Here is a 23,403-nt window from a genome sequence, read left to right on the forward strand (position 1 = left end):
ATTGAGAAGAGAAGCCCGCAGGCCGCCCCTAAAACTGATGGTGCATAAAAATCGATAAGGGAGGCTGGTGAGCCTCCCCTATACGTTTGAAACGGGGATTTCTAATTATATGGTATCAAACCGGCGTTTTTTCAAGCGCCTTAGCCAAACCAGTGATGGAACATCAGTTTGATGTAATCAATGATACGGCTGAAGAAGCCGCCTTCCTGCACTTCGTTCAGGACCACCAGCGGGCGCTGCTCAATGGTTTTGCCATCCAGCTGGAAGTTAATGCTGCCCACTACCTGGTTTTTCTGCAGTGGTGCATGCAGTTCGGTGTTAGTCAGCACGTAGCTGGCTTTCAGGTCTTTCATGCGGCCGCGTGGAATCGTCAGGTAGGCATCTTTTTCAACGCCGAGCTGGACGCGATCGCTGTTACCGAACCAGACCGGCTCAGAAGCAAACTCTTTGCCTGCTTTCAGTGGCGCGACGGTTTCAAAGAAGCGGAAGCCCCAGGTCAGCAGCTTTTTACTTTCGGTTTCACGACCTTTATAGGTACGACCGCCCATCACCGCAGAGATCAGACGCATCTGACCTTCGGTCGCGGACGCCACCAGGTTATAGCCTGCAGCTTCAGTGTGACCGGTTTTGATGCCGTCCACGTTCAGGCTGGTGTCCCACAGTAAACCGTTACGGTTCATCTGTTTGATGTTATTAAAGGTGAAGTCTTTTTCATGGTAAACCGCGTATTCGTCCGGCACGTCACGAATCAGTGCCTGGCCGATCAGCGCCATATCACGCGCCGAGCTGTACTGACCTTCAGCATCCAAACCGTGTACCGTCTGGAAGTGGGTGTTTTTCAGGCCCAGTGCGCCAACATAGTTGTTCATCAGGCTAACAAACGCATCCTGGCTGCCGGCAACGTAATCGGCCATCGCCACACAGGCATCATTACCCGATTGCAGGACGATACCGCGCGTCAGCTGAGAAACCGGTACGCGATCGCCTGGCTTCAGGAACATCAGTGACGAGCCTTTGAACACCGGGTTACCGGTTGCCCAGGCATCTTTACCCACGGTCACGATGTCATCGTTATGGATTTTGCCTGCTTTGACTGCCTGACCGATGACATAGCTGGTCATCATTTTGGTCAGGCTGGCGGGATCGCGACGGGCATCCGCGTTCTTTTCTGCCAGCACTTTGCCGGAGTTGGCATCCATCAGCACATAAACTTCAGCATCGATTTCCGGGACGCCCGGAATCATCGTCTTAAGATTAACATCGTCCGCCAACGCGGCATGGCTGAGAGAAAGGGCGACCAGTGATCCCACTGTCAGGCGTTTCAGAAAACGAGAGGGTTTCAGCGTATTCATGTTAAGGACTACAACATCCGTGGGCTAAGAGTGAAAAAAGTGCCTTACTATAGCAAACGCCCGATCGGGCGACATCTTGCTTTGCGAATCAGTTTCAGCAGTAAAGGTAACTGCCCGTGACATTACGGGCGGGCAGTCGTAATAAATGAGCTCATCTGTGCTTCAGTGGTCAGGCGCTGTTGTAACGCAGCGGCTTCTGCCCGGCTGCTGTAACCGCCGAGTTGAATACGATAAACGTTGCCATTGGCTTCAACGTTGCCAGGCACGCCGAAGCGTTTGCCGAGGCTGGTGGCCAGCTGACGAGCGCGCGCAGCATCATTCACCGCACCCACTTGCACCACATAACCGCTGCCTGCATGGGCATTTTGACTCACCGGCGCAGCGCTGGTCGGTGCCGCGACGGGCGCGGCTGGGGTTGCCTGCACCGGTGGCGCAGCCGGCTCATTGCCTTCCAGCACACCGTTAGCTAAAGGCTGTGGCGCGCCAAGAAAGCCGCTGCTTTGCACCGGGGCACCCATGTTGCCATTGCTCTGCAAAGTACTGTTATCCACCGCACGCACATCCTGCGGGGCTGGGCTTGGCGTGGCATTGGCGCTACTGCCGCCCATCATCACCATGCCGCCATTAAGATCTGGTCGCGCGGGCAGGGCGTAGCTCTGTTTCGCGACGGTGGTTCCAATGGTGCCCGGACCAGAGACCGAACCATCCGGAGCAACTTTGATGTAATCCACGCGTACGCGCGAATTGTTGGAGATGTTCAGGCGATCGCCCGCTGCACGTGACAGATCGATGATGCGGCCTGGCGTGTAAGGGCCGCGGTCGTTAACGCGAACCACGATCTGACGACCATTCGCGATGTTGGTGACGCGAACATAGCTCGGCAGTGGCAGAGTGGGGTGTGCGGCCGTCATGGCATCCGGATCGTAAGCTTCGCCTATCGCGGTGCGATTGCCTTGTGCTTCTTCACCGTACCAGGTGGCGAGACCCACTTCGCTGTAGTTGGAAGGGTCTTTGATCACACGGTAATTTTTACCGTTGACGCTGTAATCCTGGCTGGTAGAAGGATTGATTGGTTCATAGCGTGGTTCAACGCCTGGGATTTCCACCACCGGGCCATTGTAGGCCGGCTGCGGTGGCGCAGTATTATTCTGCTGTTCCGGTGTGGAACAGGCAGCCAGTACCAGTGTTGCCAATGCAACCCCAAGCCAATCCTTACGCATGTGCAGCCTCTTAAACGCTTTTAGATAACATTTTTCGATGAGTATGGATCGACATCACGATGCCAAATCCGGCCATTAACACAATCAAAGCCGATCCGCCGTAGCTCACCAGCGGCAGCGGGACACCGACCACGGGTAAGATACCACTTACCATGCCAATGTTAACGAAAACATAAACGAATAAAATCAGCATCAAACCGCCCGCCATCACGCGGCCAAAGTGGTTTGTGCCCGCGCGGCAACGATCAGGCCGCGCAGTATCAGCAGCAAATAGAGTGCCAGCAGTAATAAGACGCCCACCAGACCCAGTTCTTCTGCCAATACCGCGAAAATAAAATCGGTGTGGCGCTCAGGTAAAAACTCCAGCTGTGACTGCGTGCCATGCAGCCAGCCTTTGCCACGTAATCCGCCGGAGCCTATCGCGATCTTGGACTGGATGATGTGATATCCGGCACCAAGCGGGTCGCTTTCGGGATCGAGCAGCATCATCACGCGGTCACGTTGATAGTCGTGCATCAGGAAGAACCATAAAACCGGGATAAAAGCGGCAACCAGCAATACTGCCACAGCGATCAGCTTCCAGCTCATGCCTGAAAGGAACAAGACGAACAGGCCGGATGCGGCGATCAAAATCGACGTGCCGAGGTCAGGCTGCGCCGCCACCAGCAGCGTGGGCATAAAGATCAGCACCAGCGCAATACCGGTATTTTTCAGCGTGGGCGGACAGACATCACGGTTGATAAAGCGCGCCACCATCAGCGGAACCGCAATTTTGGCAATCTCGGACGGCTGAAAACGCACAAAGCCAAGATCCAGCCAGCGCTGTGCGCCTTTACTGATATGGCCAAAGGCATCCACCGCGATCAGCAAGATGACGCAAACGATGTAGAGATACGGCGCCCAGCTTTCATACACACGCGGCGGCACCTGCGCCATCACCAGCATGATGATGATACCCATGGCGATCTGGCCGAGCTTACGCTCCATCATGCCCGGATCCTGTCCGCTGGCACTCCAAATCACGATGGCGCTGTAGGTCAACAGCGCAAGGATGATTAACATAAACAACGGGTCGATATGGATACGTGTCCAGATCGATCTTTTCTGCGGGCTATCGTTCATGGACATCTTTATTCACCTTCGTAGCCAGGCGGCGTGGGGGCTGCTTCTGGCAGCACGGTGTTGTTGTCGCCTAACATAATGTGGTCAAGAATCTGGCGCATAATGCTGCCCACAGCCGGGCCGGCACCGCCGTTTTCCAGAATCATGGTGACCGCCACGCGCGGTTTGTCATATGGCGCGAAAGCCGTCATTAATTTGTGGTCACGCAAGCGTTCAGCAATTTTGTGCGCGTTATAGGTTTCGTTCTCTTTCAGACCGAAGACCTGAGCCGTACCGGACTTGGCGGCAATTTTATAAGGCGCATCGGCAAAGCTTTTGTGGGCGGTGCCGTTGGCGCGGTTTGCCACGCCGTACATGCCATCTTTGGCTATCTCCCAGTAACCTGAGTGAATATCACCAATTGGCGCATCAGGTGGCTGACGAAACGGCACCATCGCCTGGCCTTCACGGGTGGCGCGCAGCAGATGCGGCACCTTGATCACGCCGTCGTTAATCAGAATCATCATCGCTTTGTTCATCTGGATGGGCGTCGCGGTCCAGTAACCCTGCCGATGCCCACCGGAATGGTGTCACCCTGATACCACGGCTTTTTAAAGCGCTTCAGTTTCCATTCGCGCGTTGGCATATTGCCGGGACTTTCCTGCGGCAAATCAATCCCGGTGCGATGGCCATAACCAAATTTGGTCATCCATTCCGACAGGCGATCGATGCCCATATCGTAGGCGACCTGATAGAAGAAGGTATCGGCGGATTCTTCCAGCGATTTGGTGACATTCAGACGCCCGTGTCCCCATTTTTTCCAGTCGCGGTAGCGCTTTTCCGAACCTGGCAGCTGCCACCAACCCGGATCAAACAGGCTGGTATTGCGGTTAATCACGCCGGCACTCAGCGCGGAGACGGCAACATAAGGTTTCACCGTTGAGGCGGGCGGGTAAGAAGCTTGCAGAGCGCGGTTGTAGAGCGGACGGTTCTCATCGCTCAGCAGCGCTTTGTAATCTTTGGTGGAGATACCATCAACAAACAGATTAGGGTCATAGCTCGGCGTTGACACCAGCGCCAGAATCTCGCCGGTGCGCGGATCGCTGACCACTACTGCCGCGCGGCTGCCGGTGAGCAGGGTTTCGATATACTGCTGCAGTTTCAGGTCAACGGTCAGATAAATATCGCGCCCGGCCTGCGGGGATTGCTCATGCAGCTGACGAATGACCCGGCCGCGGTTGTTCACTTCAACCTCTTCGTAACCGGTTTTGCCATGCAGCACGTCTTCGTAATAGTTCTCGATACCTAACTTGCCGATATCATGCGTCGCGGCATAATTTGGCCACTTGCTTCATCATCGAGGCGTTTTAACGTCGCGATCGTTGATTTTTGACACGTAGCCCACCACGTGAGTCAGCGTCTGGCCATAAGGATAATAGCGGCGTTGATAGCCTCTCACTTCTACACCCGGGAAGCGGTACTGATTCACAGCAAAGCGCGCAACCTGCACTTCGTTTAAGGCAATTTTGACGGGAATAGAGGTGAACCGACGCGAGCGTTTACGCTCTTTTTCAAAGGCATCAATATCGTCGTCGGTCAGATCCAGCACCGGGCGCAAATCTTGCAGCGTCTGCTTCAGGTCATCGACTTTTTCAGGCACCAGCTCAGCCTGGTAAATGGTGCGGTTCAGCGCCAGCGGAACGCCGTTGCGATCGAAAATGATGCCGCGGCTAGGCGCCACTGGCACCAGCTTGATGCGGTTTTCATTAGAGCGGGTGCTGTAATCGTCGAAACGCAGGATCTGCAGATGATAGAGGTTGACCACCAGCACGCTGGAGAGCAGGAAGATGCCAACAAAAGCCACCAAAGCCCGGCGGACAAAGAGTTTCTGTTCGGCAGTGTAATCGCGAAAGGCGTTGCTCTGTAATTTCATCCGCTGCGTTTATTGTCTGGAGGTTGTCAGGCGTTTATTCACGGTGATAAGGATGATTCGTGGTGATGCTCCAGGCACGATACAGGCTTTCTGCCACCAGCACACGCACCAGCGGATGAGGTAACGTCAGCGTGGATAGCGACCAGCTCTGCTCTGCAGCGGCTTTACACGCCGGCGCCAGCCCTTCCGGGCCGCCAATTAACAAGCTGACATCACGGCCATCCTGTTTCCAGCGTTCAAGCTGTTGCGCCAGCTGCGGGGTTTCCCACGGCTGCCCCGGAATATCCAGCGTGACGATGCGATTGCCTTTGCCAACGGCCGCTAACATCGCTTCACCCTCTTTTTCGAGAATGCGCTTAATGTCAGCGTTTTTACCGCGTTTACCGGCAGGCACTTCGGTCAGTTCAAACGGCATATCTTTAGGGAAGCGGCGCAAATACTCCATGAAACCGGTTTGAACCCAGTCGGGCATTTTGGTGCCGACGGCCACAAGCTGCAGTTTCAAGGCTTAACTCCAGAGCTTTTCCAGCTCATACAGCTGGCGGCTCTCTTCCTGCATCACGTGCACAATCACTTCGCCGAGATCAACCACGACCCAATCAGCGGCAGCTTTGCCATCCACGCCCAGCGGTTTCAAACCCGCAGCACGTGACTCTTGCATGACGTGTTCAGCGATCGAAACGACGTGACGTGTCGACGTGCCGGTGCAAATAATCATGCAATCGGTGATGCTCGATTTACCCTGAACATCAACCGCAACGATGTCCTGGCCTTTGAGATCATCAATCTTATCAATAACGAAATCTTGGAGTGCTTTACCTTGCAAAAGGTTCCCCTTAAAAACAGGTGATTACGAGCAGGCAGAATGCCCGGAAAACGTAGCCTAAAATGAAGCGGCGCAGTATAGCACGCTACGATCAAGCGCGATATAAGCCAGCGCGATCGATATAATCGATAACCGCGTCGGGCAGCAGATCCGCGCAGGATTCTCCCCGGTGGCGGCGCTGGCGGATTTCCGTGGCGGAGATATCGAGCAGCGGCGTATCAGCCAGCCAGATATGGCCCGCCGGTGAATGATGCAACTGATCTGCATGCTGCGCACGGTGTGCGTCGAGCCACTGCTGCATATCAGGCGTTTCCATCTGCGTTGCATAACCGGGACGCTGGCACACCAGCAGATGACACAACGACAGCAGCTCTTGCCAGCGATGCCATTTGGCTAACGTTAGCAGAGAATCATGACCGATGATAAACCCGAGGGGCTGTTCTGCACCCCGTTCCGCACGCAGTGCTTCCAGGGTGGCCACGGTCCATGACGGCGTTTCGCGTTCCAGCTCGCGCGTATCAATATCAAACAGCGGACGGGTGGCAATGGCACAGCGCAGCATCTCCACGCGTTGCTGCGCGCTGGCTTCAGGCTGTGGGCGGTGCGGCGGGACATTGTTCGGCAGCAGCGTTACTTTTTCAGACCAACCTGTTGCGCCAGCGCTTCTACCGGGCGCAAATGACCAAAATGGATGGGATCGAAGGTGCCGCCAAACAGCGCATACAGTTTAGACATCAGTGAAGCTCAGAGGAAAATCGCGGTGACAGATGAGCAGTGACAGCGTCTCTAATTGTGGCCACAGATTCTGACCATAATCCTGCTTCATGGTGAGTTCCAGCTCGGCCAGCAGGTGCACCGCGCGTTGCAAACGGCGTGCATCAAGACGTTGCAGCGCGTCGGTAAACAGGGCGCGGCGGTTCTGCCAGATGCGTTGTTGATCCATCAGCGCACGCAATCCCTGCTTAGCCTGATTACGCTGCAAATGCAGCAGCGTGAGTAAATCACGTTGCAATGAACGCAGCAAAATCACCAATTCAGCATCTTCTTTCTGTAACTGATGCAGAATGTGCAAGGCGCGTTTACTTTTGCCGGCCAGCAAGGCGTCAACCCAGTGGAAAGGGGTAAAGTGCGCAGCATCGTTCACCGCGTCTTCGACGCGAGGCAGGGTGAGCTTGCCATCCGGCCACAGCAACGACAGACGTTCCAGTGCCTGCGCCAGCGCCAGCAGATTGCCTTCATAACAGTAGCAGAGCAGCTGAATCGCCGCGTCATCCACACTTAACTTCATGGATTTGGCGCGGCTTGCCACCCAGCGCGGCAGCTGCGCTTGTTCGGGCGTCTGGCAGGGAACCAGTACCGCCTGCGTGCTGAGCGCTTTAAACCAGGCGCTGTTTTCCTGCGCCTTGGTCAGTTTCGCCATACGCAAAATCAGCAGGATATCGCTGTGCAACAAGCTGGAGAGCTTGACCAATTGCTCGGCCATCGCCGCATTGGCGCCATTTTCCGGCAGCTGCAGGGTTAACGTCTGACGCTGGGTAAACAAACTGAGTGCCTGACAGCTGGCAAAGATCGCATCCCAGTCGGTTTGCGCATCGAGGGTGACGCTAAAGTGCTCTTCAAATCCCTGCGTGGTCGAAACAGCACGGATAGCATCCGCACTTTCCTGAATCAGCAGCGGTTCATTGCCCGTCAGAAAATAACAGGCGCGCAGCCCCTCTCGAAGCTGCGCGCTCAGTTGTTCAGGATAAATCCTGATCATTGCAGACTGGTGGCAGAAGAAGACGACACTTCTGGTGAGTCAGCACCCGGTGCGATGACCTCCGGCTGTGGCAGTGTGTCTTTGTTGCTTTCCTGCGCAGCATGAACCGTTAACAGTTTACGCACCAGTTGCTCGGCGGCACGCTGGCGCATCTCCTGCACGATCATGTCCTGCTCGGCATCCTTCGCCAGTGCGGCATTCGGGTTGTCGAAGAAAGAACGATACACGGTGGTGCTGATCGGGTAGATGCCTTTGCCCGGAATCAGAACCTGTGCAGTGACCGTCATCACCAGGGAATACTCAGCAGTGGTACCACTGATAAACACTGACGCGGTATCACGTCCTTGCCTTTCAGCGCCTAAACGCAAAGTAGGGTACTTGGCACTGGCCTTTTTGCTGTCATCAACAATGGTGACATCATTGATACGCAGCTGCTGGCGCACGGTGCGCGCCAGTGGACCATACGGGTCGCCACTCTGGACGATCAAAGTTTTCATCTCGGTTGGCACCATGGTGGTGCCGCGCGGGTGAAAACCACAGCCTGCGGTGATCATCACCGCAAGCAGGACAAACAGCCTGATAATCAGTTGTCGCACAGTTCCTCCTGAACTTAACCCACGACCAGGTTAAGCAGTTTGCCAGGGACATAAATCACTTTACGAAGTGTGACGCCTTCCAGATATTTCGCCACAATATGCTCCTGCGCAGCACGCGCCTGAACCTGCTCCTGCGTAGCATCAGGCGCAACGGTGATTTTGCCGCGCACTTTGCCATTGACCTGTACAACCACCAGCAGTGAATCTTCCACCATGGCGGATTCATCCGCAACCGGCCAGCTGGCTTCATCGACGTTGCCTTCTCCACCCAGCGCCTGCCACAGAACATAGCTGGCGTGTGGCGTGAACGGATACAGCAGACGAACGACTGCCACCAGCGCTTCCTGCAGCAGCGCGCGATCCTGCTCGCTCTCCTGCGGAGCACGGGTCAGTTTGTTCATCAACTCCATAATGGCAGCGATGGCAGTGTTGAAGGTCTGACGACGGCCAACATCATCGGCCACTTTGGCGATGGTTTTGTGCAGATCGCGACGCAGCGCTTTCTGATCGTCATTCAGTGCGTTGACGTCCAGTGCGACGGTAGCGCCTTTCGCCACGTGTTCGTAGGCCAGTTTCCACACGCGCTTCAGGAAGCGGTTCGCTCCTTCAACGCCAGATTCCTGCCATTCCAGCGTCATTTCTGCTGGTGAGGCGAACATCATGAACAGACGCACGGTATCTGCACCGTAACGCTCAACCATCAGCTGTGGATCGATGCCGTTGTTTTTCGACTTCGACATCTTGCTCATGCCAGCGTAAATCACTTCGCGGCCTGCGTTATCGACAGCCTTGGTGATGCGGCCTTTTTCATCGCGATCAACAGTGACATCAACCGGAGACACCCAGTTACGCTCGCCGCTGGTGCCGGTGTAATAGAAGGCATCGGCCAAAACCATGCCCTGACACAGCAGACGTTTAGCGGGCTCATCCGAGTTCACCAGACCTGCATCACGCAGCAGCTTGTGATAGAAGCGGAAGTACATCAGGTGCATGATGGCGTGTTCAATACCACCCACATACTGATCGACCGGCAGCCAGTAGTTTGCGGCCGCGGGATCCAGCATGCCTTCGTTGTAGTTGGCACAGGTGTAACGCGCGTAGTACCAGGAAGACTCCATAAAGGTGTCGAAGGTATCGGTTTCACGCAGCGCAGGCTGGCCGTTGACGGTGGTTTTTGCCCACTCTGGATCGGCTTTAATCGGGCTGGTAATGCCATCCATCAACACATCTTCCGGCAGAATCACCGGCAGCTGATCTTCTGGTGTTGGCATCACGGTGCCATCTTCCAGCGTGACCATTGGGATTGGCGCACCCCAGTAACGCTGACGGGAAACACCCCAGTCGCGCAGGCGATAGTTCACTTTACGCACGCCGACACCTTTAGCGGCCAGCGCATCCGCGATGGCGTTAAAGCCCGCCTGATGATCCAAACCGTTAAACTCACCGGAGTTGAACAGCGCGCCTTTTTCGGTCATCGCGGCTTCGCTCAGATCCGGTGTTGAACCATCCAGATTCAAGATCACTGGCTTGATGTTCAGGTTGTACTTGGTGGCGAACTCCCAGTCACGCTGATCGTGGCCGGGTACGGCCATTACGGCGCCGGTGCCGTATTCCATCAGTACAAAGTTAGCGACCCATACCGGGATCTCTTCGCCCGTCAGCGGATGGATAGCAAACAGGCCGGTGGCCATGCCTTTCTTCTCCATCGTCGCCATATCCGCTTCAGCCACTTTAGTGGTGCTGCATTCGGCGATAAAGTCTGACAGCGCTGGGTTGCTGGCTGCAGCCTGGCGCGCCAGCGGGTGTCCGGCCGCCACGGCGACATAGGTTGCACCGAGGAAGGTATCCGGACGCGTGGTATACACGGTCAATTTTTCTTCGCTGTACGCCACGTCGAAGGTGATTTCCACGCCTTCAGAACGGCCAATCCAGTTACGCTGCATGGTTTTGACCGTTTCAGGCCAGTCTTCCAGCTTATCCAGATCGTTCAGCAGTTCTTCCGCGTAAGCGGTGATTTTCACGAACCACTGCGGAATCTCTTTACGTTCGACTTTGGTGTCACAGCGCCAGCAGCAACCGTCAATAACCTGTTCGTTGGCCAGCACGGTTTGGTCATGTGGACACCAGTTCACCGCAGAGGTCTTTTTATAGACCATGCCCTTTTCATACAGCTTGGTGAAGAACCACTGTTCCCAGCGATAGTACTCAGGCTGACAGGTGGCCAATTCACGGCTCCAGTCATAGCCAAAGCCCAGCAGTTTGAGCTGGTTCTTCATGTATTCGATGTTGTCATAAGTCCATGGCGCGGGTGCGGTGTTGTTTTTCACCGCAGCGCCTTCGGCTGGCAGACCAAACGCATCCCAGCCAATTGGCTGCAGGACGTTTTTACCCAGCATGCGCTGATAGCGCGCAATCACATCGCCGATGGTGTAGTTACGCACGTGGCCCATGTGTAGACGGCCAGAAGGATAGGGCAGCATGGAAAGGCAGTAATATTTCTCTTTGCCTTCCTGCTCGGTCACTTTAAAGGTTTCGTTTTCGTCCCAGTGTTGTTGGACGCGGGATTCTATCTCTTCCGGGCGGTATTGCTCTTGCATGGCTGCCTGTGGTCCTTTGTGAAAATCGTTTTGCGTACTTTTAGATCCGCATAGCATACCCATAAGGCTCTCCCTCAACAACATTTGACGCCCCGGCTGGCCGGATTTCTGCTTAATGCGCCGCCGCTTTCACCCTTTTGCGATTTCCTCTGCTTCAGGCACGGCAAATATGACAGAACAGCTAAACTTACTATCAGCTAGTCCCGCAAAAAGGAGAACAAAATGAATAATGTGGCGCAGGAGTATCGTGCAACGATAGCGGCATTAACCCAGCGGCTGGAGCAAGGCGAGCGTGATGTTGATGCGCTGGTTGCCGAAGCGCGACAGGAACTGTTAGCGAAAAAACACTGACCTCCTCGGAAGTGAATGAGGTGATGCGTGCCGTGCGGCGTGATTTACATGAGTTTGCGCTCAGTTATCAGGAATCTTCAGATGTGCTGGGCGATTCCGTATTTTGCGGGTGATCCGCGAAAGTGTCTGGAAAGAGCTGGCCGATATCACGGATAAGAGCCAGCTGGAGTGGCGCGAAGTGTTTCAGGATCTGCGTCATCACGGCGTTTATCAAAGTGGTGAAGTGGTGGGGTTGGGTAATCTGGTGTGTGAAAAGTGCGGTTTCACCCGGGCGATTTATACTCCAGAAAGCTTAACGCGCTGTCCGGAGTGCGGACACGATCACTTCCAGCGTCAACCTTTTGAGCCTTGATGTTCTTGTTAAACCAGCGCGAGGAATCGCGCCGCGACAACAGTGCATTGTTGATGAACAAACGGCACAGGGTTGTTGCGGCGCATTTAACACGCTAATTAATGCAGGATCTTGGCGAGGAAGTCTTTTGCACGGTCGGACTGCGGATTATTGAAGAAGTCATCTTTATTGGTGTCTTCGACAATTTTACCTTCATCCATAAAGATCACGCGATTGGCCACTTTACGGGCAAAGCCCATCTCATGCGTCACCACCATCATGGTCATGCCTTCGTTCGCCAGTTCAACCATCACGTCCAGCACTTCGTTGATCATCTCCGGATCGAGTGCAGAGGTGGGTTCGTCAAACAGCATGGCGATCGGATCCATACACAGCGCGCGGGCAATCGCCACACGTTGCTGCTGGCCGCCAGAAAGCTGACCTGGGAATTTTTCAGCATGTGCGGCGAGACCGACACGCGTCAGCAGTTTCAGCCCTTTATCGCGCGCGGCGGCTTTGTCACGCTTTAACACTTTGACTTGCGCCAACACCAGGTTATCGACAATGCTGAGGTGCGGGAACAGTTCGAAGTGCTGGAACACCATGCCGACCTTACTGCGCAGTTGCGCCAGGTTGGTTTTTTATTGTTCACCTCGGTGCCATTGACCTGAATGCTGCCTTCCTGCACCGGTTCCAGACCGTTTACGGTTTTAATCAGCGTTGATTTACCCGAACCGGACGGTCCGCAGACCACCACCACTTCACCTTTTTTCACTTCGGTGGAGCAGTTGGTCAGCACCTGAAAGTGACCATACCACTTAGAAACGTTTTTCAGGCTAATCATTTAAACCGTCCTTTTTCTTTTCAGATAGCTAACCAACAGCGAAGCGCTCAGGCTGATCACAAAGTAGACCAGACCGGCAAACAGAACCATTTCAACCTGGGTACCGTCACGCTCGCCGATGGTGGAGGCGGTACGGAAGAAGTCAGCCAGGCTCAAGACATACACCAGCGACGTATCCTGGAACAACACAATGCCTTGCGTCAGCAGCAGCGGCACCATGGCGCGGAACGCCTGCGGCAGGATAATCAGCTGCATCGATTGCCAATGCGTCATACCCAGCGCCAGCGCAGCATGAGACTGCCCACGCGAGATACTCTGGATACCGGCACGAATGATTTCCGAATAGTAGGCCGCTTCAAACAGCGCAAACGCGATCATGGCGGAAATCAGGCGAATGTCGGTTTTGGGTGACAGTCCCAATACCTGTTGCAGTAATGCGGGCACCACCAGATAGAACCACAGCAGCACCATCACCAGCGGCACCGAGCGGAACAGGTTGACGTACAGCTTGGCGAACCAGCGAATCGGCGCGAACGGCGACAGACGCATCACCGCCAGAATCGTGCCCCAGATAATGCCGAATACCACGGCCACGGCGGTAATCTTGAAGGTGATGATCAAGCCATTCCACAAATAGGGCAGGCTCGGAGGAATCGAACTCCAGTCAAAATCGTACATTATTTGCCTCCCAGATTGCCGGGCAGGCGAATTTTACGTTCTACAACACTCATAATCAGCATGATCACCAGGTTGATGCCCACATAAGCCAGGGTGATAGCGGTGAAGGATTCATAGGCGTGTGCCGAGTAGTCGAGCAACTTACCGGCCTGCGCCGCCATATCCACCAGACCAATGGTCGAGGCAATGGCAGAGTTCTTCACCAGGTTCAGCATTTCCGAGGTCATCGGCGGCACAATCACGCGATAGGCGTTAGGCAGCAGCACATAACGATAGGTTTGTGGCAGCGTCAGACCCACCGCCAGCCCCGCATTTTTCTGTCCGCGCGGCAGTGATTGAATCGCCGCTCTTACCTGTTCACAAACGCGAGCGGCAGTGAACAAGCCGAGGCAAATGGTCGAGGAAACAAAGAATTGAATATTGGGGTCCAGTTCTGCTTTGAACCACATGCCCAGTTTTTCGCCCACCAGCTCTGGCGCGACCAGATACCAGAAGAAGAACTGGACGATCAGCGGAATATTACGAAACAGCTCTACGTAGCAGGTGCCGATAGTCGACAGCAGCCGATTAGGCACGGTACGCAGAATGCCAAAGAAGGAACCTACCAGGAAGGCAATAATCCAGGCGCAGCAGGAAACCGCAATGGTTACCTGAAATCCGGACCACAGCCAGCCGAGGTAAGTCGTATTGCCGAACGGAGCCTCTTGTAAAAAGATGCCCCAGTTCCAATCGATACCCATAACAAGCTCCGGTAAAAAAAGGGTAGCGAAGCTACCCATAAGATTGTTGAGCGGTGTCTTGCTGACTGTTTCAGGGGAACGGCCTGTTACAGTTTGTCTGTCCGCACCGCGTGTTCAGCAATCGAGAGGGCAGCGGAACTGCCCTTGTTGTCGTTGTTAATTCAGAGTGCTTTGTCGTTTGGTGCTTTGAACAGCGCTTGCATGTCTGATGACAGCTCGAAGTTCATGTTCAGATTCTTCGGTGGAATTGGCTGCTTAAACCAGGTTTCAAACCATTTGCCCGCTTCGCCTGATGTCTGCGCTTTGGCAATGGTGTCATCCATCAGCTGTTTGAACTGCGGATCTTCTTTACGCAGCATGCAGCCGTAAGCTTCTTTTGACTGCGGTGTGCCGGTAATTTCCCAGTTGTCTGGTTTCTTGGCTTTCGCGCGCTCACCCGCCAGCAGAGCATCATCCATCATAAAGGCCACAGCACGACCGGTTTCCAGCGTACGGAAAGAATCGCCATGGTCTTTGGCGCTGATGATGCGCATGTCCATTTTCTTCTCGTCGTTCAGCTTGTGCAGCAGAACTTCAGAAGTGGTACCGGAGGTCACGACAACGGTTTTGCCTTTCAGGTCAGCGAAATCTTTGATGTCGCCGCCTTTTTTCACCAGCAGACGCGTACCGATGATGAAGACTGTGTCGGAGAAGGCCGCTTGTTGCTGGCGTTCCAGGTTATTGGTGGTAGAACCACATTCAAAATCGTAAGTGCCGTTCTGCAGCAGTGGAATACGGTTTTGTGAGGTGATCGGCAGCATTTTGATCTGCAGATCAGGTTTGTTCAGCTTGGCTTTGATCGCCGCCACGATGGCGTTGGAATAATCCTGCGAATAACCCACTACTTTTTGCTGATTGTCGTAGTAAGAAAAGGGAACTGATGACTCACGATGCCCAACGACGATCACGCCGCTATCATTAATTTTTTTCAGGGTGCCGGTGAGATCTTCCGCCTGGGCCGCTCCCGCTGCTGCTCCCAACAGCAGAAGAGATAATGCCACTTTGCGTGTCTGCATGTTCCTACTCCTTTGAATGGATGTCGCGCAGAACATAAACTGCGCAGATTGTGATGTTGTGTGTATTTCGTGCTGCTTTTTTAGTTATCCCTTAGCGCAACTGCGCGCAGGATAGTGATTAACATAGCGAATTGTTAACGCAATGAAACAAAAAAGTTCCTTTTTTGCGAGCCGCTCCGCACCAATAAGAGGCAATAAAAAAGCATTGCGCCTTAACGGTGCGTGTCAGTGCCAGATCGTAGTGCGTGAACATGGCATTACGCTGACAAAACGCTGATGTTAATAAAACTACTGAAATAAATAGCAATGATCGTGCCAGCACGGTGAAATGCGCGAAAAAGCCAGCAGAGAATCTGGTAAAGCGTAGCCGAGGGGAGCGGAAAACAGCGCAAAAAAGGCGAAGTGAGCACTTCGCCTGTCAAAGTGTGAACCGGCTGTCAGCGACGGCGACGAATCATCGCCACGATCAATCCGATTAGCGTCAGGATCCATACTGGCCAGATGCCGGCTTTGGCATAAGGTGTTTCACCGCTGGTCGGTGTGACTTTGGCTTCCAGCACGTCACGCGTGAACTGCGGGATGGCTTTCTCAACATCACCGTTGGCATTCACTACCGCAGTCACACCGTTGTTGGTCGAGCGTAGCAGTGGGCGACCCAATTCCAGTGCACGCATACGCGCCATCTGGAAGTGTTGCCACGGACCAATCGAGTGGCCAAACCAGGCATCGTTAGACACCGTCAGCAGGAAGTTAGTGTCAGGACGGAAGTTCGCGCGCACCTGCTCGCCCAGCACAATCTCGTAGCAGATCGCGCTGGTGAGATCATAACCGGCCACCTTCAGCTGAGGTTGCACATAAGCGCCACGGCTAAAAGAGGACATCGGCAGATCGAAGAACGGCGCCAGTGGACGCAGCAAGTCCTCAAGCGGCACGAACTCGCCGAACGGCACCAGATGGTTCTTCTGATAACGGTTGTGACTTTGGTAGCTGTAGGGTTGCTCGCCACCGAGCACGATCACGGAGTTGTAATCGTGATAGCGGTTATCCGCTTCTATGCGCGAATCGACAATACCGGTAATCAGCGTACTGCCGCGTTCGCGAAGTTCGGCATCCAGCGATTTCAGGAACGGCTGCTGATTACTTTCCAGGTCGGTAATCGCGGATTCCGGCCAGATGATGATCGGCGCTTTGCCCATGAACGGCTGGCTGAAGGCGGTGTAAACACGCAGCGTATTGAGTAATTGCTGCGGGTCCCATTTCATCGACTGTGGAATATTACCCTGTACCATCGCCACATCAACGCTGCGCTCCGGCAATGGCTGATACCACTGCAGCATGCGCAGCGGCAAGGGCAGTACCAGCAGTGCAGCCGCAGCAATCAGGCTCTTCACCGTGCGATGATAAAGCGCGTGCACCAACAGGCCAGCAATCACCATTAGCAGGAAAGTGATGGTTTCGACCCCTGCCAGCGGTGCCAGGCCCTTTAGCGGGCCGTCAATCTGGCTGTAACCGAACTGTAGCCACGGAAAACCCGTGAGGATCCAACCGCGCAGGAATTCGCAGATCTGCCACAATGCCGGCGCCGCCAATGCCAGGCGCCAAAGCGTGGCGCGAGGCCACAGGCGGTTAAGCACTGCTGCAAACAGCATCGGGTAGATGGCGAGATAAGCGGCCAGCAATATCACCAGGAAGATGTTCACCGGGCCAGGCATACCGCCAAAGGTAGCGATGCTGACGTAAACCCAGTTAATGCCGCTGCCAAACAGACCAAAGCCCCAGACGAAGCCAATGGCCGCAGCCTGTGGCGCACGGCGATCCAGCAACAGTAGCTGTAAACCTGCGAGGGAAATTAACGCCGCAGGCCAAAAATCGTAGGGGGAAAAGGAAAGGGTGCCAACGGCACCCGTGATTAACGCCAGCAGCAGGCGGACCCGCTGCTGCGAGTAGAGAGAGGCAAATGCCATAAAATTATTCGTCTTCCAGTTGCGGTTGTTGTGAGTCTTCCGGAATTTTTACATGCACCTGGATGATACGGCGGCTGTCAGCCATCGCGACTTTGAATTGGTAACCATCAATGTCGATGCTCTCACCGCGTGCGGGAAGGTGGCCGAATCCCTGCATCACCAGACCGCCAATGGTATCCACTTCGTCATCGCTGAAACTGGTACCAAATACATCGTTGAAATCTTCAATTGGCGTCAGCGCGCGCACCGTGTAGGTGTGGCGATTCAGCTGACGGATATCACGATCTTCTTCATCGTCATATTCATCTTCAATTTCACCGACAATCAATTCGAGGATATCTTCAATCGTGACCAGGCCGGAGACGCCGCCAAATTCGTCAATGACGATGGCCATGTGATAACGCTGGGAGCGGAACTCTTTCAGCATGCGATCCACACGCTTACTTTCCGGCACCACCACAGCAGTGCGCAGCACTTTTTCGATACTGAAAGGTTCAGACGCGCTGCTCATAAATGGCAGCAGGTCTTTGGCCATTAAAATGCCTTCGACGTGGTCTTTATCTTCGCTGATCACCGGGAAGCGCGAGTGGGCGGAATCAATGATCACCGCAAGGCACTCTTCAAGGCTTTGGTTACGTTTAAGGGTAATCATCTGGGAGCGTGGGATCATGATGTCACGCACGCGCTGTTCGGCAATATCCAGAACCCCTTCGAGCATGTCGCGGGTATCCTGGTCGATCAGCTCTTTTTGCTCAGAATCGCGGATCAGTCCCAGTAGCTCATCACGATTTTTTGGTTCACCGTGGAAGAGTTGGTTGATTAACAGGGAAAAGAATCCCTTTTTACTACTGGGTGCGTCGCTGTTTTGAGAATGGTCGTCGCTCATGGCGTTTTTATTTCGTTCTCTCTGGTGAGGGAAAGTAACTGCTGGCGTGGACGCCAGCAGCGCAAAACCTGAACACGAAGGCTCAGGCGTCTTCTTTCTCCGAAATGTACGGGTCAGGATAACCAAGAGCAAGCATTATCTCGGTCTCCAGCGCCTCCATTTCTTCGGCTTCTTCATCTTCGATATGATCGTAGCCCAGCAGGTGCAGCGTACCGTGTACCACCATGTGCGCCCAATGGGCTTCTACGGTTTTACCCTGTTCGGCGGCTTCCTGCTCAACCACCTGGCGACAAATAATCAAATCGCCCAGTAACGGTAGCTCAATGCCCGGCGGGGCTTCAAACGGAAAGGACAGCACATTAGTGGGCTTATCTTTACCGCGATAGGTCAAGTTCAGCTCATTGCTCTCGGCTTCGTCTACCAGACGAATCGTGACCTCACTTTCCGGCTGGAAAGGGGTGACGGCGGCTTCAAGCCAGCGCTGAAAGGCGTTTTCCGCGGGCAGTCCCTTTTCATCGGCACAGGCCAACTGTAAATCTAAAATCACCGCGCTCATGAAGGCTCCTGCGGGCTGGATGGGGTGGCAAGCTGCACCGCCAGCGCTTCACGCTTGCGGTCCTCTGCCAGTTTGTCACGGCGTTTCTGATCGGCTTCTTCCCATGCTTCATAAGCATTCACAATGCGTGCGACAACCGGATGACGCACCACGTCTTCGCTTTGGAAAAAGTTAAAGCTGATTTCTTCGACCTCTGCCAACACTTCAATCGCGTGGCGCAGGCCGGATTTGGTGCTGCGCGGCAGGTCAATCTGCGTCACGTCGCCGGTGATCACCGCTTTGGAGTTGAAGCCAATACGTGTCAGGAACATCTTCATCTGTTCGATGGTGGTGTTCTGACTCTCATCAAGGATCACGAAGGCGTCGTTGAGCGTACGGCCGCGCATATAGGCCAGCGGAGCCACTTCAATCACATTGCGCTCCATCAGCTTTTCTACGCGCTCAAAGCCGAGCATTTCGAACAAGGCATCGTATAGCGGACGCAGGTAAGGATCGACTTTCTGGCTGAGATCGCCGGGCAGGAAGCCCAGTTTTTCGCCCGCCTCAACCGCAGGACGGGTCAGCAGAATACGACGAATTTCCTGGCGCTCCAGCGCATCAACGGCGGCAGCCACCGCCAGATAGGTTTTACCGGTACCGGCAGGACCCACACCAAAGGTAATGTCGTGGTCGAGGATGTTGGCGACGTACTGCGCCTGATTTGGCGTGCGCGGTTTAATCACACCGCGTTTGGTTTTGATGTGTATCGCTTTACCAAACTCTGGCACGCTTTCGGCGGTTTGCTCCAGTACGCGGCTTTCTTTGATCGCCAGATGAACCTGATCCGGTTCAATATCCGGGATTTGGCCACGCACAGGCGCGGTGCTCACGTACAGGTCACGCAGAATATTAATGGCCGCGTCGACGCTGAGCGATCGACCCACCAGCTTGAAGTGGTTGTCACGGCGATTAATTTCGACACCCAGACGTTTTTCCAGTTGCTTCACATTGTCATCAAACGGACCGCACAGGCTCATCAGTCGGCGGTTATCTGCCGGTTCAAGGGCGATTTCACGAGTTTCGATATTCAAATGAATCCTTTGGGTCACTCAGGGCCAGTTGAAGAAGGTGTATCCAATGCTTCATCACAGACATAAGCATCTATACGGAATTATTTATGGGGCAACGCCCGGCTGCAAGTTGCCTAAGCGATATTTGGGCGCTGCGCGCGGAATGCAAGGGGCTCGGGATGAAACAGGCGGCAGCGCGTTGTGCGCTGCCGCTCAATCGAGAGAAGTGTTAAGGCTGGTAAAGACCCACGCCAATCTCATTTTCACGGCGTGTACGGGCAATGACAGCGTCAGGACTCAGGCTAACGCGCAGGCCCATTTCCTCTTCAGTGCGAATCAGTTTGCCGCGCAGCGAGCTGGCATGAACATCGACAATCTCCACATCGACAAATTTGCCGATCATCTCAACCGGCGCGGCAAAGTTCACTACGCGGTTGTTGTCTGTGCGTCCCATCAGCTCCATGACATTTTTACGGGAGATGCCTTCCACTAACACACGCTGGGTGGTGCCGAGCATACGGCGGCTCCAGGCCATCGCCTGCTGATTAAGCTGCTCCTGCAGGATGTACAGGCGCTGCTTTTTCTCTTCTTCCGATACATCGTCAGGCAAATCGGCGGCCGGTGTGCCCGGACGCGCAGAGTAGATAAAGCTAAAGCTGACGTCGAAATTCACTTCGCCGACCAGTTTCATGGTTTGCTCGAAATCTTGCTGCGTTTCGCCAGGAAAACCGATGATGAAGTCTGAACTCATCTGAATATCAGGACGCGCCTTCAGCAGCTTACGGATGATCGCTTTGTACTCCAGCGCCGTATGCGCGCGTTTCATCAGCGTCAGAATACGGTCGGCCCCGCTTTGCACGGGCAGATGCAGGAAGCTCACCAGCTCAGGCGTATCACGATACACTTCGATGATGTCATCAGTAAATTCAATCGGATGGCTGGTGGTGAAACGAATACGATCGATGCCATCGATGGCGGCCACCAGGCGTAACAGATCGGCAAAACTGCAAATCTGATCGTCAAAAGTTGCCCCGCGATAGGCGTTGACGTTTTGACCGAGTAAATTCACTTCTCGCACGCCCTGCGCGGCCAGTTGCGCTATTTCCAGTAAAATATCGTCACTCGGGCGGCTCTCTTCTTCGCCTCGGGTGTAAGGCACCACGCAGAAAGTACAATATTTGTTGCAGCCTTCCATAATCGAGACGAAGGCGGTTGGACCTTCGGCGCGCGGTTCCGGTAAGCGGTCGAACTTCTCGATCTCCGGGAAGCTAATATCAATCACTGGGCTTTTAGTGCCGCGCACCTGATTGAGCATTTCTGGCAGGCGATGCAGCGTCTGTGGACCAAAGACAATGTCCACGCAATTGGCGCGTTCGCGCAGACGTTCGCCTTCCTGCGAAGCAACACAGCCGCCGACGCCAATGATCACCTCGGGATTGATCGCTTTCAATTTCTTCCAGCGTCCCAATAAGGCGAAAACCTTCTCCTGCGCCTTCTCACGGATCGAGCAGGTATTCAGCAGCAGTACGTCTGCCTCTTCGGCATCATCGGTTAAAGTGTAACCGTGGGTGCTGTTCAGCAGATCGGCCATCTTCGATGAATCGTACTCATTCATCTGACAGCCCCAGGTTTTAATATGCAGTTTTTTGGTCATCGAACTAGCCATTGATTCAGTGCAGGGAAGTGCAGGGCGCGTATTGTAATGCTTTGCTGCTGTTGTGACCAGCACAGCAGGGCCTGAGATTGTGCAGCCAATTTCCGGTACACTTTATCTATCAACGTGATGAGGTGAGCTATCACGGCAAGCAGAAGGATTAGAGTCAATGCAGGATTCACATTTTGATGTGGTGGTGGTGGGCGGTGGCATGGTCGGCGCAGCGCTGGCCTGTGGACTGGCGGAACAGCAATTTCGCGTGGCGGTGATTGAGCGCGCCGAACCCGCCGCATTTGATGCCCAAAGCGCCCCCGATGTGCGCATCTCTGCCATTGGTGCCTCATCGGTGGCGCTGCTGCGTCAGCTGAATGTCTGGCCGCGCGTTGAGGCGATGCGTTGTGCACCTTATCGCCAGCTGGAAACCTGGGAGTGGCAGAGCGCGCACGTGACTTTTGATGCCGCTTCGCTGGGGCTGCCCGAGTTAGGTTATATGGTGGAAAACGCGGTCCTCCAGCGCGCGCTGTGGGAAAAGATGCAGGAAGCCGGCGTCACGCTGATTTGCCCTGCCAGTTTGCAGAGTTTACAACAGCAGCATCATGGCTGGCAGGTCACGCTGGACAACGGAACCACGCTGGAGACGCGGTTGGTGGTCGGGGCGGATGGCGCCAACTCTCGCGTACGGCAGTTGGCAGGGATTGGCGTGCGCGGCTGGAATTATGCGCAATCCTGCATGCTAATCAGTGTTGAATGCGAACAGGAGTTCGGTGACTCGACCTGGCAGCAATTTACCCCAGAAGGACCTCGCGCCTTCCTGCCGCTGTTCGATCGCCACGCTTCACTGGTGTGGTACGACGCACCGGCGCGTATTCGGCAGCTTCAGGCGATGCCATTGTCACAGCTAGAGAAAGAGATCCACGCCCATTTCCCGACGCGAGTGGGGCGTTTCCAGGTGAAGCGAGCGGCATCCTTCCCGTTGGTGCGACGTCACGCCACGCGGTACGTGCTGCCCGGCCTGGCGCTGGTGGGCGATGCGGCCCACACGATCAATCCACTGGCGGGCCAGGGCGTTAATCTCGGTTATCGCGACGTTGACGCCTTAATCAATACTCTGGTTGAGGCGCGCAGCCAGGCGCAATTATGGTCATCCGATGCGGTGTTACAGCGCTATCATCGCCAACGCTATAAAGATAATTTGCTGATGCAGGGTGGGATGGATCTGTTCTATTTCGCCTTCAGCAATAAACTGCCGCCGCTGCGCTTTTTCCGTAATCTGGGGTTGATCGCGGCTGAGAATGCCGGTGCGTTGAAACGTCAGGTGCTGAAATACGCGTTGGGCTTATAAATGTCAGAGCGTCGCAGGGCGCTCATTTATTTTCCCGAACGCAGAAAACAATAAAGCCCGCAGAAGCGGGCTTTATTGTGCAATTTGGCTGGGGTGCAGGGATTCGAACCCCGGAATGCTGGTATCAGAAACCAGAGCCTTACCGCTTGGCGACACCCCAAATTAATGGTGTTACAAATTCTTCTTAAATATGGCTGGGGTGCAGGGATTCGAACCCCGGAATGCTGGTATCAGAAACCAGAGCCTTACCGCTTGGCGACACCCCAAAAAATTTGGTGGCTACGACGGGATTTGAACCTGTGACCCCATCATTATGAGTGATGTGCTCTAACCAGCTGAGCTACGTAGCCTGAGTTTACTGCTTACTGCATCCGATATGGCTGGGATACCTGGATTCGAACCAGGGAATGCCGGTATCAAAAACCGGTGCCTTACCGCTTGGCGATATCCCATCTGTCGACTCGTATCCACGAGAAACTATCGGATTGGCTGGGGTACCAGGATTCGAACCTGGGAATGCTGGTATCAAAACCAGTGCCTTACCGCTTGGCGATACCCCATCCGGCTGC

General features: G+C 54.5%; 18 protein-coding genes, 5 tRNA genes and 5 pseudogenes. 2 read left to right on the forward strand and 26 right to left on the reverse strand.

Annotated elements, in window-relative coordinates; all coding sequences use genetic code 11:
• Positions 1-140: 140 nt before the first annotated feature.
• From dacA to leuS, 12 genes and pseudogenes are all read right to left on the reverse strand, one after another.
• Entirely contained in the window at positions 141-1,352 is a 1,212-nt protein-coding gene (gene dacA / locus HA45_RS03670; RefSeq protein ID WP_100702370.1) for a D-alanyl-D-alanine carboxypeptidase DacA, read from the reverse strand.
• Between the two features lie 122 nt (positions 1,353-1,474).
• On the reverse strand, positions 1,475-2,572 hold the full coding sequence (gene rlpA / locus HA45_RS03675) for an endolytic peptidoglycan transglycosylase RlpA (RefSeq protein ID WP_100702371.1): 1,098 nt from the start codon (positions 2,570-2,572) through the stop codon (positions 1,475-1,477).
• A gap of 10 nt (positions 2,573-2,582) precedes the next feature.
• Positions 2,583-3,694: pseudogene (gene mrdB, locus HA45_RS03680) on the reverse strand (peptidoglycan glycosyltransferase MrdB).
• Between the two features lie 8 nt (positions 3,695-3,702).
• A complete protein-coding gene (locus HA45_RS29265) occupies positions 3,703-4,200 on the reverse strand; it encodes a penicillin-binding transpeptidase domain-containing protein (RefSeq protein ID WP_436404994.1) in 498 nt (165 codons plus the stop codon).
• A gap of 8 nt (positions 4,201-4,208) precedes the next feature.
• Positions 4,209-4,919: a penicillin-binding transpeptidase domain-containing protein gene (locus tag HA45_RS29270; protein ID WP_495524938.1), complete on the reverse strand. Its 711-nt coding sequence runs from the start codon at positions 4,917-4,919 to the stop codon at positions 4,209-4,211.
• A pseudogene (locus HA45_RS29275) lies at positions 4,908-5,606 on the reverse strand (penicillin-binding protein 2); the annotation flags it as partial. The gene HA45_RS29270 and the pseudogene HA45_RS29275, both read right to left, overlap by 12 nt.
• Before the next feature lie 34 nt (positions 5,607-5,640).
• Entirely contained in the window at positions 5,641-6,111 is a 471-nt protein-coding gene (gene rlmH, locus HA45_RS03690; protein ID WP_038648318.1) for a 23S rRNA (pseudouridine(1915)-N(3))-methyltransferase RlmH, read from the reverse strand.
• 3 nt (positions 6,112-6,114) lie between these two features.
• The gene (gene rsfS / locus HA45_RS03695; RefSeq protein WP_100702373.1) at positions 6,115-6,432 is read right to left on the reverse strand and encodes a ribosome silencing factor; all 318 of its coding nucleotides are present in this window, start codon (positions 6,430-6,432) and stop codon (positions 6,115-6,117) included.
• Positions 6,433-6,523: 91 nt separating this feature from the next.
• Positions 6,524-7,167 (reverse strand): annotated as a pseudogene (gene nadD, locus HA45_RS03700) (nicotinate-nucleotide adenylyltransferase).
• Positions 7,160-8,191, reverse strand: a complete 1,032-nt coding sequence (gene holA, locus HA45_RS03705) for a DNA polymerase III subunit delta (protein ID WP_100702375.1) — start codon at positions 8,189-8,191, stop codon at positions 7,160-7,162. Before holA ends, nadD begins: the two are co-directional and overlap by 8 nt.
• Positions 8,188-8,787, reverse strand: a complete 600-nt coding sequence (gene lptE / locus HA45_RS03710) for an LPS assembly lipoprotein LptE (protein WP_100702376.1) — start codon at positions 8,785-8,787, stop codon at positions 8,188-8,190. Before lptE ends, holA begins: the two co-directional genes overlap by 4 nt.
• Before the next feature lie 14 nt (positions 8,788-8,801).
• A complete protein-coding gene (leuS, locus tag HA45_RS03715; protein ID WP_100702721.1) occupies positions 8,802-11,384 on the reverse strand; it encodes a leucine--tRNA ligase in 2,583 nt (860 codons plus the stop codon).
• A 222-nt stretch (positions 11,385-11,606) separates the two neighbouring features.
• Here leuS and HA45_RS03720 point away from each other — a divergent pair.
• Positions 11,607-12,087: pseudogene (locus HA45_RS03720) on the forward strand (zinc ribbon-containing protein).
• 98 nt (positions 12,088-12,185) lie between these two features.
• Here HA45_RS03720 and HA45_RS03725 read toward each other — a convergent pair.
• From HA45_RS03725 to miaB, 9 genes and pseudogenes are all read right to left on the reverse strand, one after another.
• Positions 12,186-12,841: pseudogene (locus tag HA45_RS03725) on the reverse strand (amino acid ABC transporter ATP-binding protein).
• A 69-nt stretch (positions 12,842-12,910) separates the two neighbouring features.
• Positions 12,911-13,588 (reverse strand): glutamate/aspartate ABC transporter permease GltK, encoded by a 678-nt coding sequence (gene gltK / locus HA45_RS03730; RefSeq protein ID WP_100702378.1) that lies wholly within the window; start codon positions 13,586-13,588, stop codon positions 12,911-12,913.
• A complete protein-coding gene (locus HA45_RS03735) occupies positions 13,588-14,328 on the reverse strand; it encodes an amino acid ABC transporter permease (protein WP_100702379.1) in 741 nt (246 codons plus the stop codon). The genes gltK and HA45_RS03735 overlap by 1 nt, the downstream gene beginning before the upstream one ends.
• A 161-nt stretch (positions 14,329-14,489) precedes the next feature.
• A complete protein-coding gene (locus HA45_RS03740) occupies positions 14,490-15,383 on the reverse strand; it encodes a glutamate/aspartate ABC transporter substrate-binding protein (protein WP_100702380.1) in 894 nt (297 codons plus the stop codon).
• 437 nt (positions 15,384-15,820) lie between these two features.
• Positions 15,821-17,347 carry an apolipoprotein N-acyltransferase gene (gene lnt / locus HA45_RS03745; RefSeq protein ID WP_100702381.1) on the reverse strand — a complete coding sequence of 509 codons (1,527 nt, stop codon included), beginning with the start codon at positions 17,345-17,347 and terminating at the stop codon, positions 15,821-15,823.
• A gap of 4 nt (positions 17,348-17,351) precedes the next feature.
• Complete coding sequence (corC, locus tag HA45_RS03750) at positions 17,352-18,233, reverse strand: CNNM family magnesium/cobalt transport protein CorC (RefSeq protein WP_100702382.1); 882 nt, start codon at positions 18,231-18,233, stop codon at positions 17,352-17,354.
• An 82-nt stretch (positions 18,234-18,315) separates the two neighbouring features.
• On the reverse strand, positions 18,316-18,789 hold the full coding sequence (gene ybeY / locus HA45_RS03755) for an rRNA maturation RNase YbeY (protein ID WP_100702383.1): 474 nt from the start codon (positions 18,787-18,789) through the stop codon (positions 18,316-18,318).
• Positions 18,786-19,859: a PhoH family protein gene (locus HA45_RS03760; protein WP_100702384.1), complete on the reverse strand. Its 1,074-nt coding sequence runs from the start codon at positions 19,857-19,859 to the stop codon at positions 18,786-18,788. Before HA45_RS03760 ends, ybeY begins: the two co-directional genes overlap by 4 nt.
• Before the next feature lie 208 nt (positions 19,860-20,067).
• Positions 20,068-21,492, reverse strand: coding sequence for a tRNA (N6-isopentenyl adenosine(37)-C2)-methylthiotransferase MiaB (gene miaB, locus HA45_RS03765; protein WP_100702385.1), 1,425 nt, complete (start codon positions 21,490-21,492; stop codon positions 20,068-20,070).
• Between the two features lie 169 nt (positions 21,493-21,661).
• On the opposite strand from miaB, the gene ubiF reads away from it, so the two are divergent.
• The gene (gene ubiF / locus HA45_RS03770; RefSeq protein WP_100702386.1) at positions 21,662-22,834 is read left to right on the forward strand and encodes a 3-demethoxyubiquinol 3-hydroxylase; all 1,173 of its coding nucleotides are present in this window, start codon (positions 21,662-21,664) and stop codon (positions 22,832-22,834) included.
• A gap of 85 nt (positions 22,835-22,919) precedes the next feature.
• Here the strand turns inward: ubiF and HA45_RS03775 are convergent.
• The 5 genes from HA45_RS03775 to HA45_RS03795 all read right to left on the reverse strand — a co-directional run bounded on the left by HA45_RS03775 (position 22,920) and on the right by HA45_RS03795 (position 23,394).
• Positions 22,920-22,994 (reverse strand) — tRNA-Gln (locus HA45_RS03775).
• A 31-nt stretch (positions 22,995-23,025) separates the two neighbouring features.
• Positions 23,026-23,100: transfer RNA gene (locus HA45_RS03780), tRNA-Gln, on the reverse strand.
• Between the two features lie 7 nt (positions 23,101-23,107).
• Positions 23,108-23,184, reverse strand: a tRNA-Met gene (locus tag HA45_RS03785).
• Between the two features lie 27 nt (positions 23,185-23,211).
• Positions 23,212-23,286, reverse strand: a tRNA-Gln gene (locus HA45_RS03790).
• Positions 23,287-23,320: 34 nt separating this feature from the next.
• Positions 23,321-23,394: transfer RNA gene (locus tag HA45_RS03795), tRNA-OTHER, on the reverse strand.
• Between the last annotated feature and the right edge of the window lie 9 nt (positions 23,395-23,403).

This window comes from Pantoea rodasii, assembly GCF_002095465.1.
In the GTDB taxonomy this organism is placed as follows: domain Bacteria; phylum Pseudomonadota; class Gammaproteobacteria; order Enterobacterales; family Enterobacteriaceae; genus Pantoea; species Pantoea rodasii.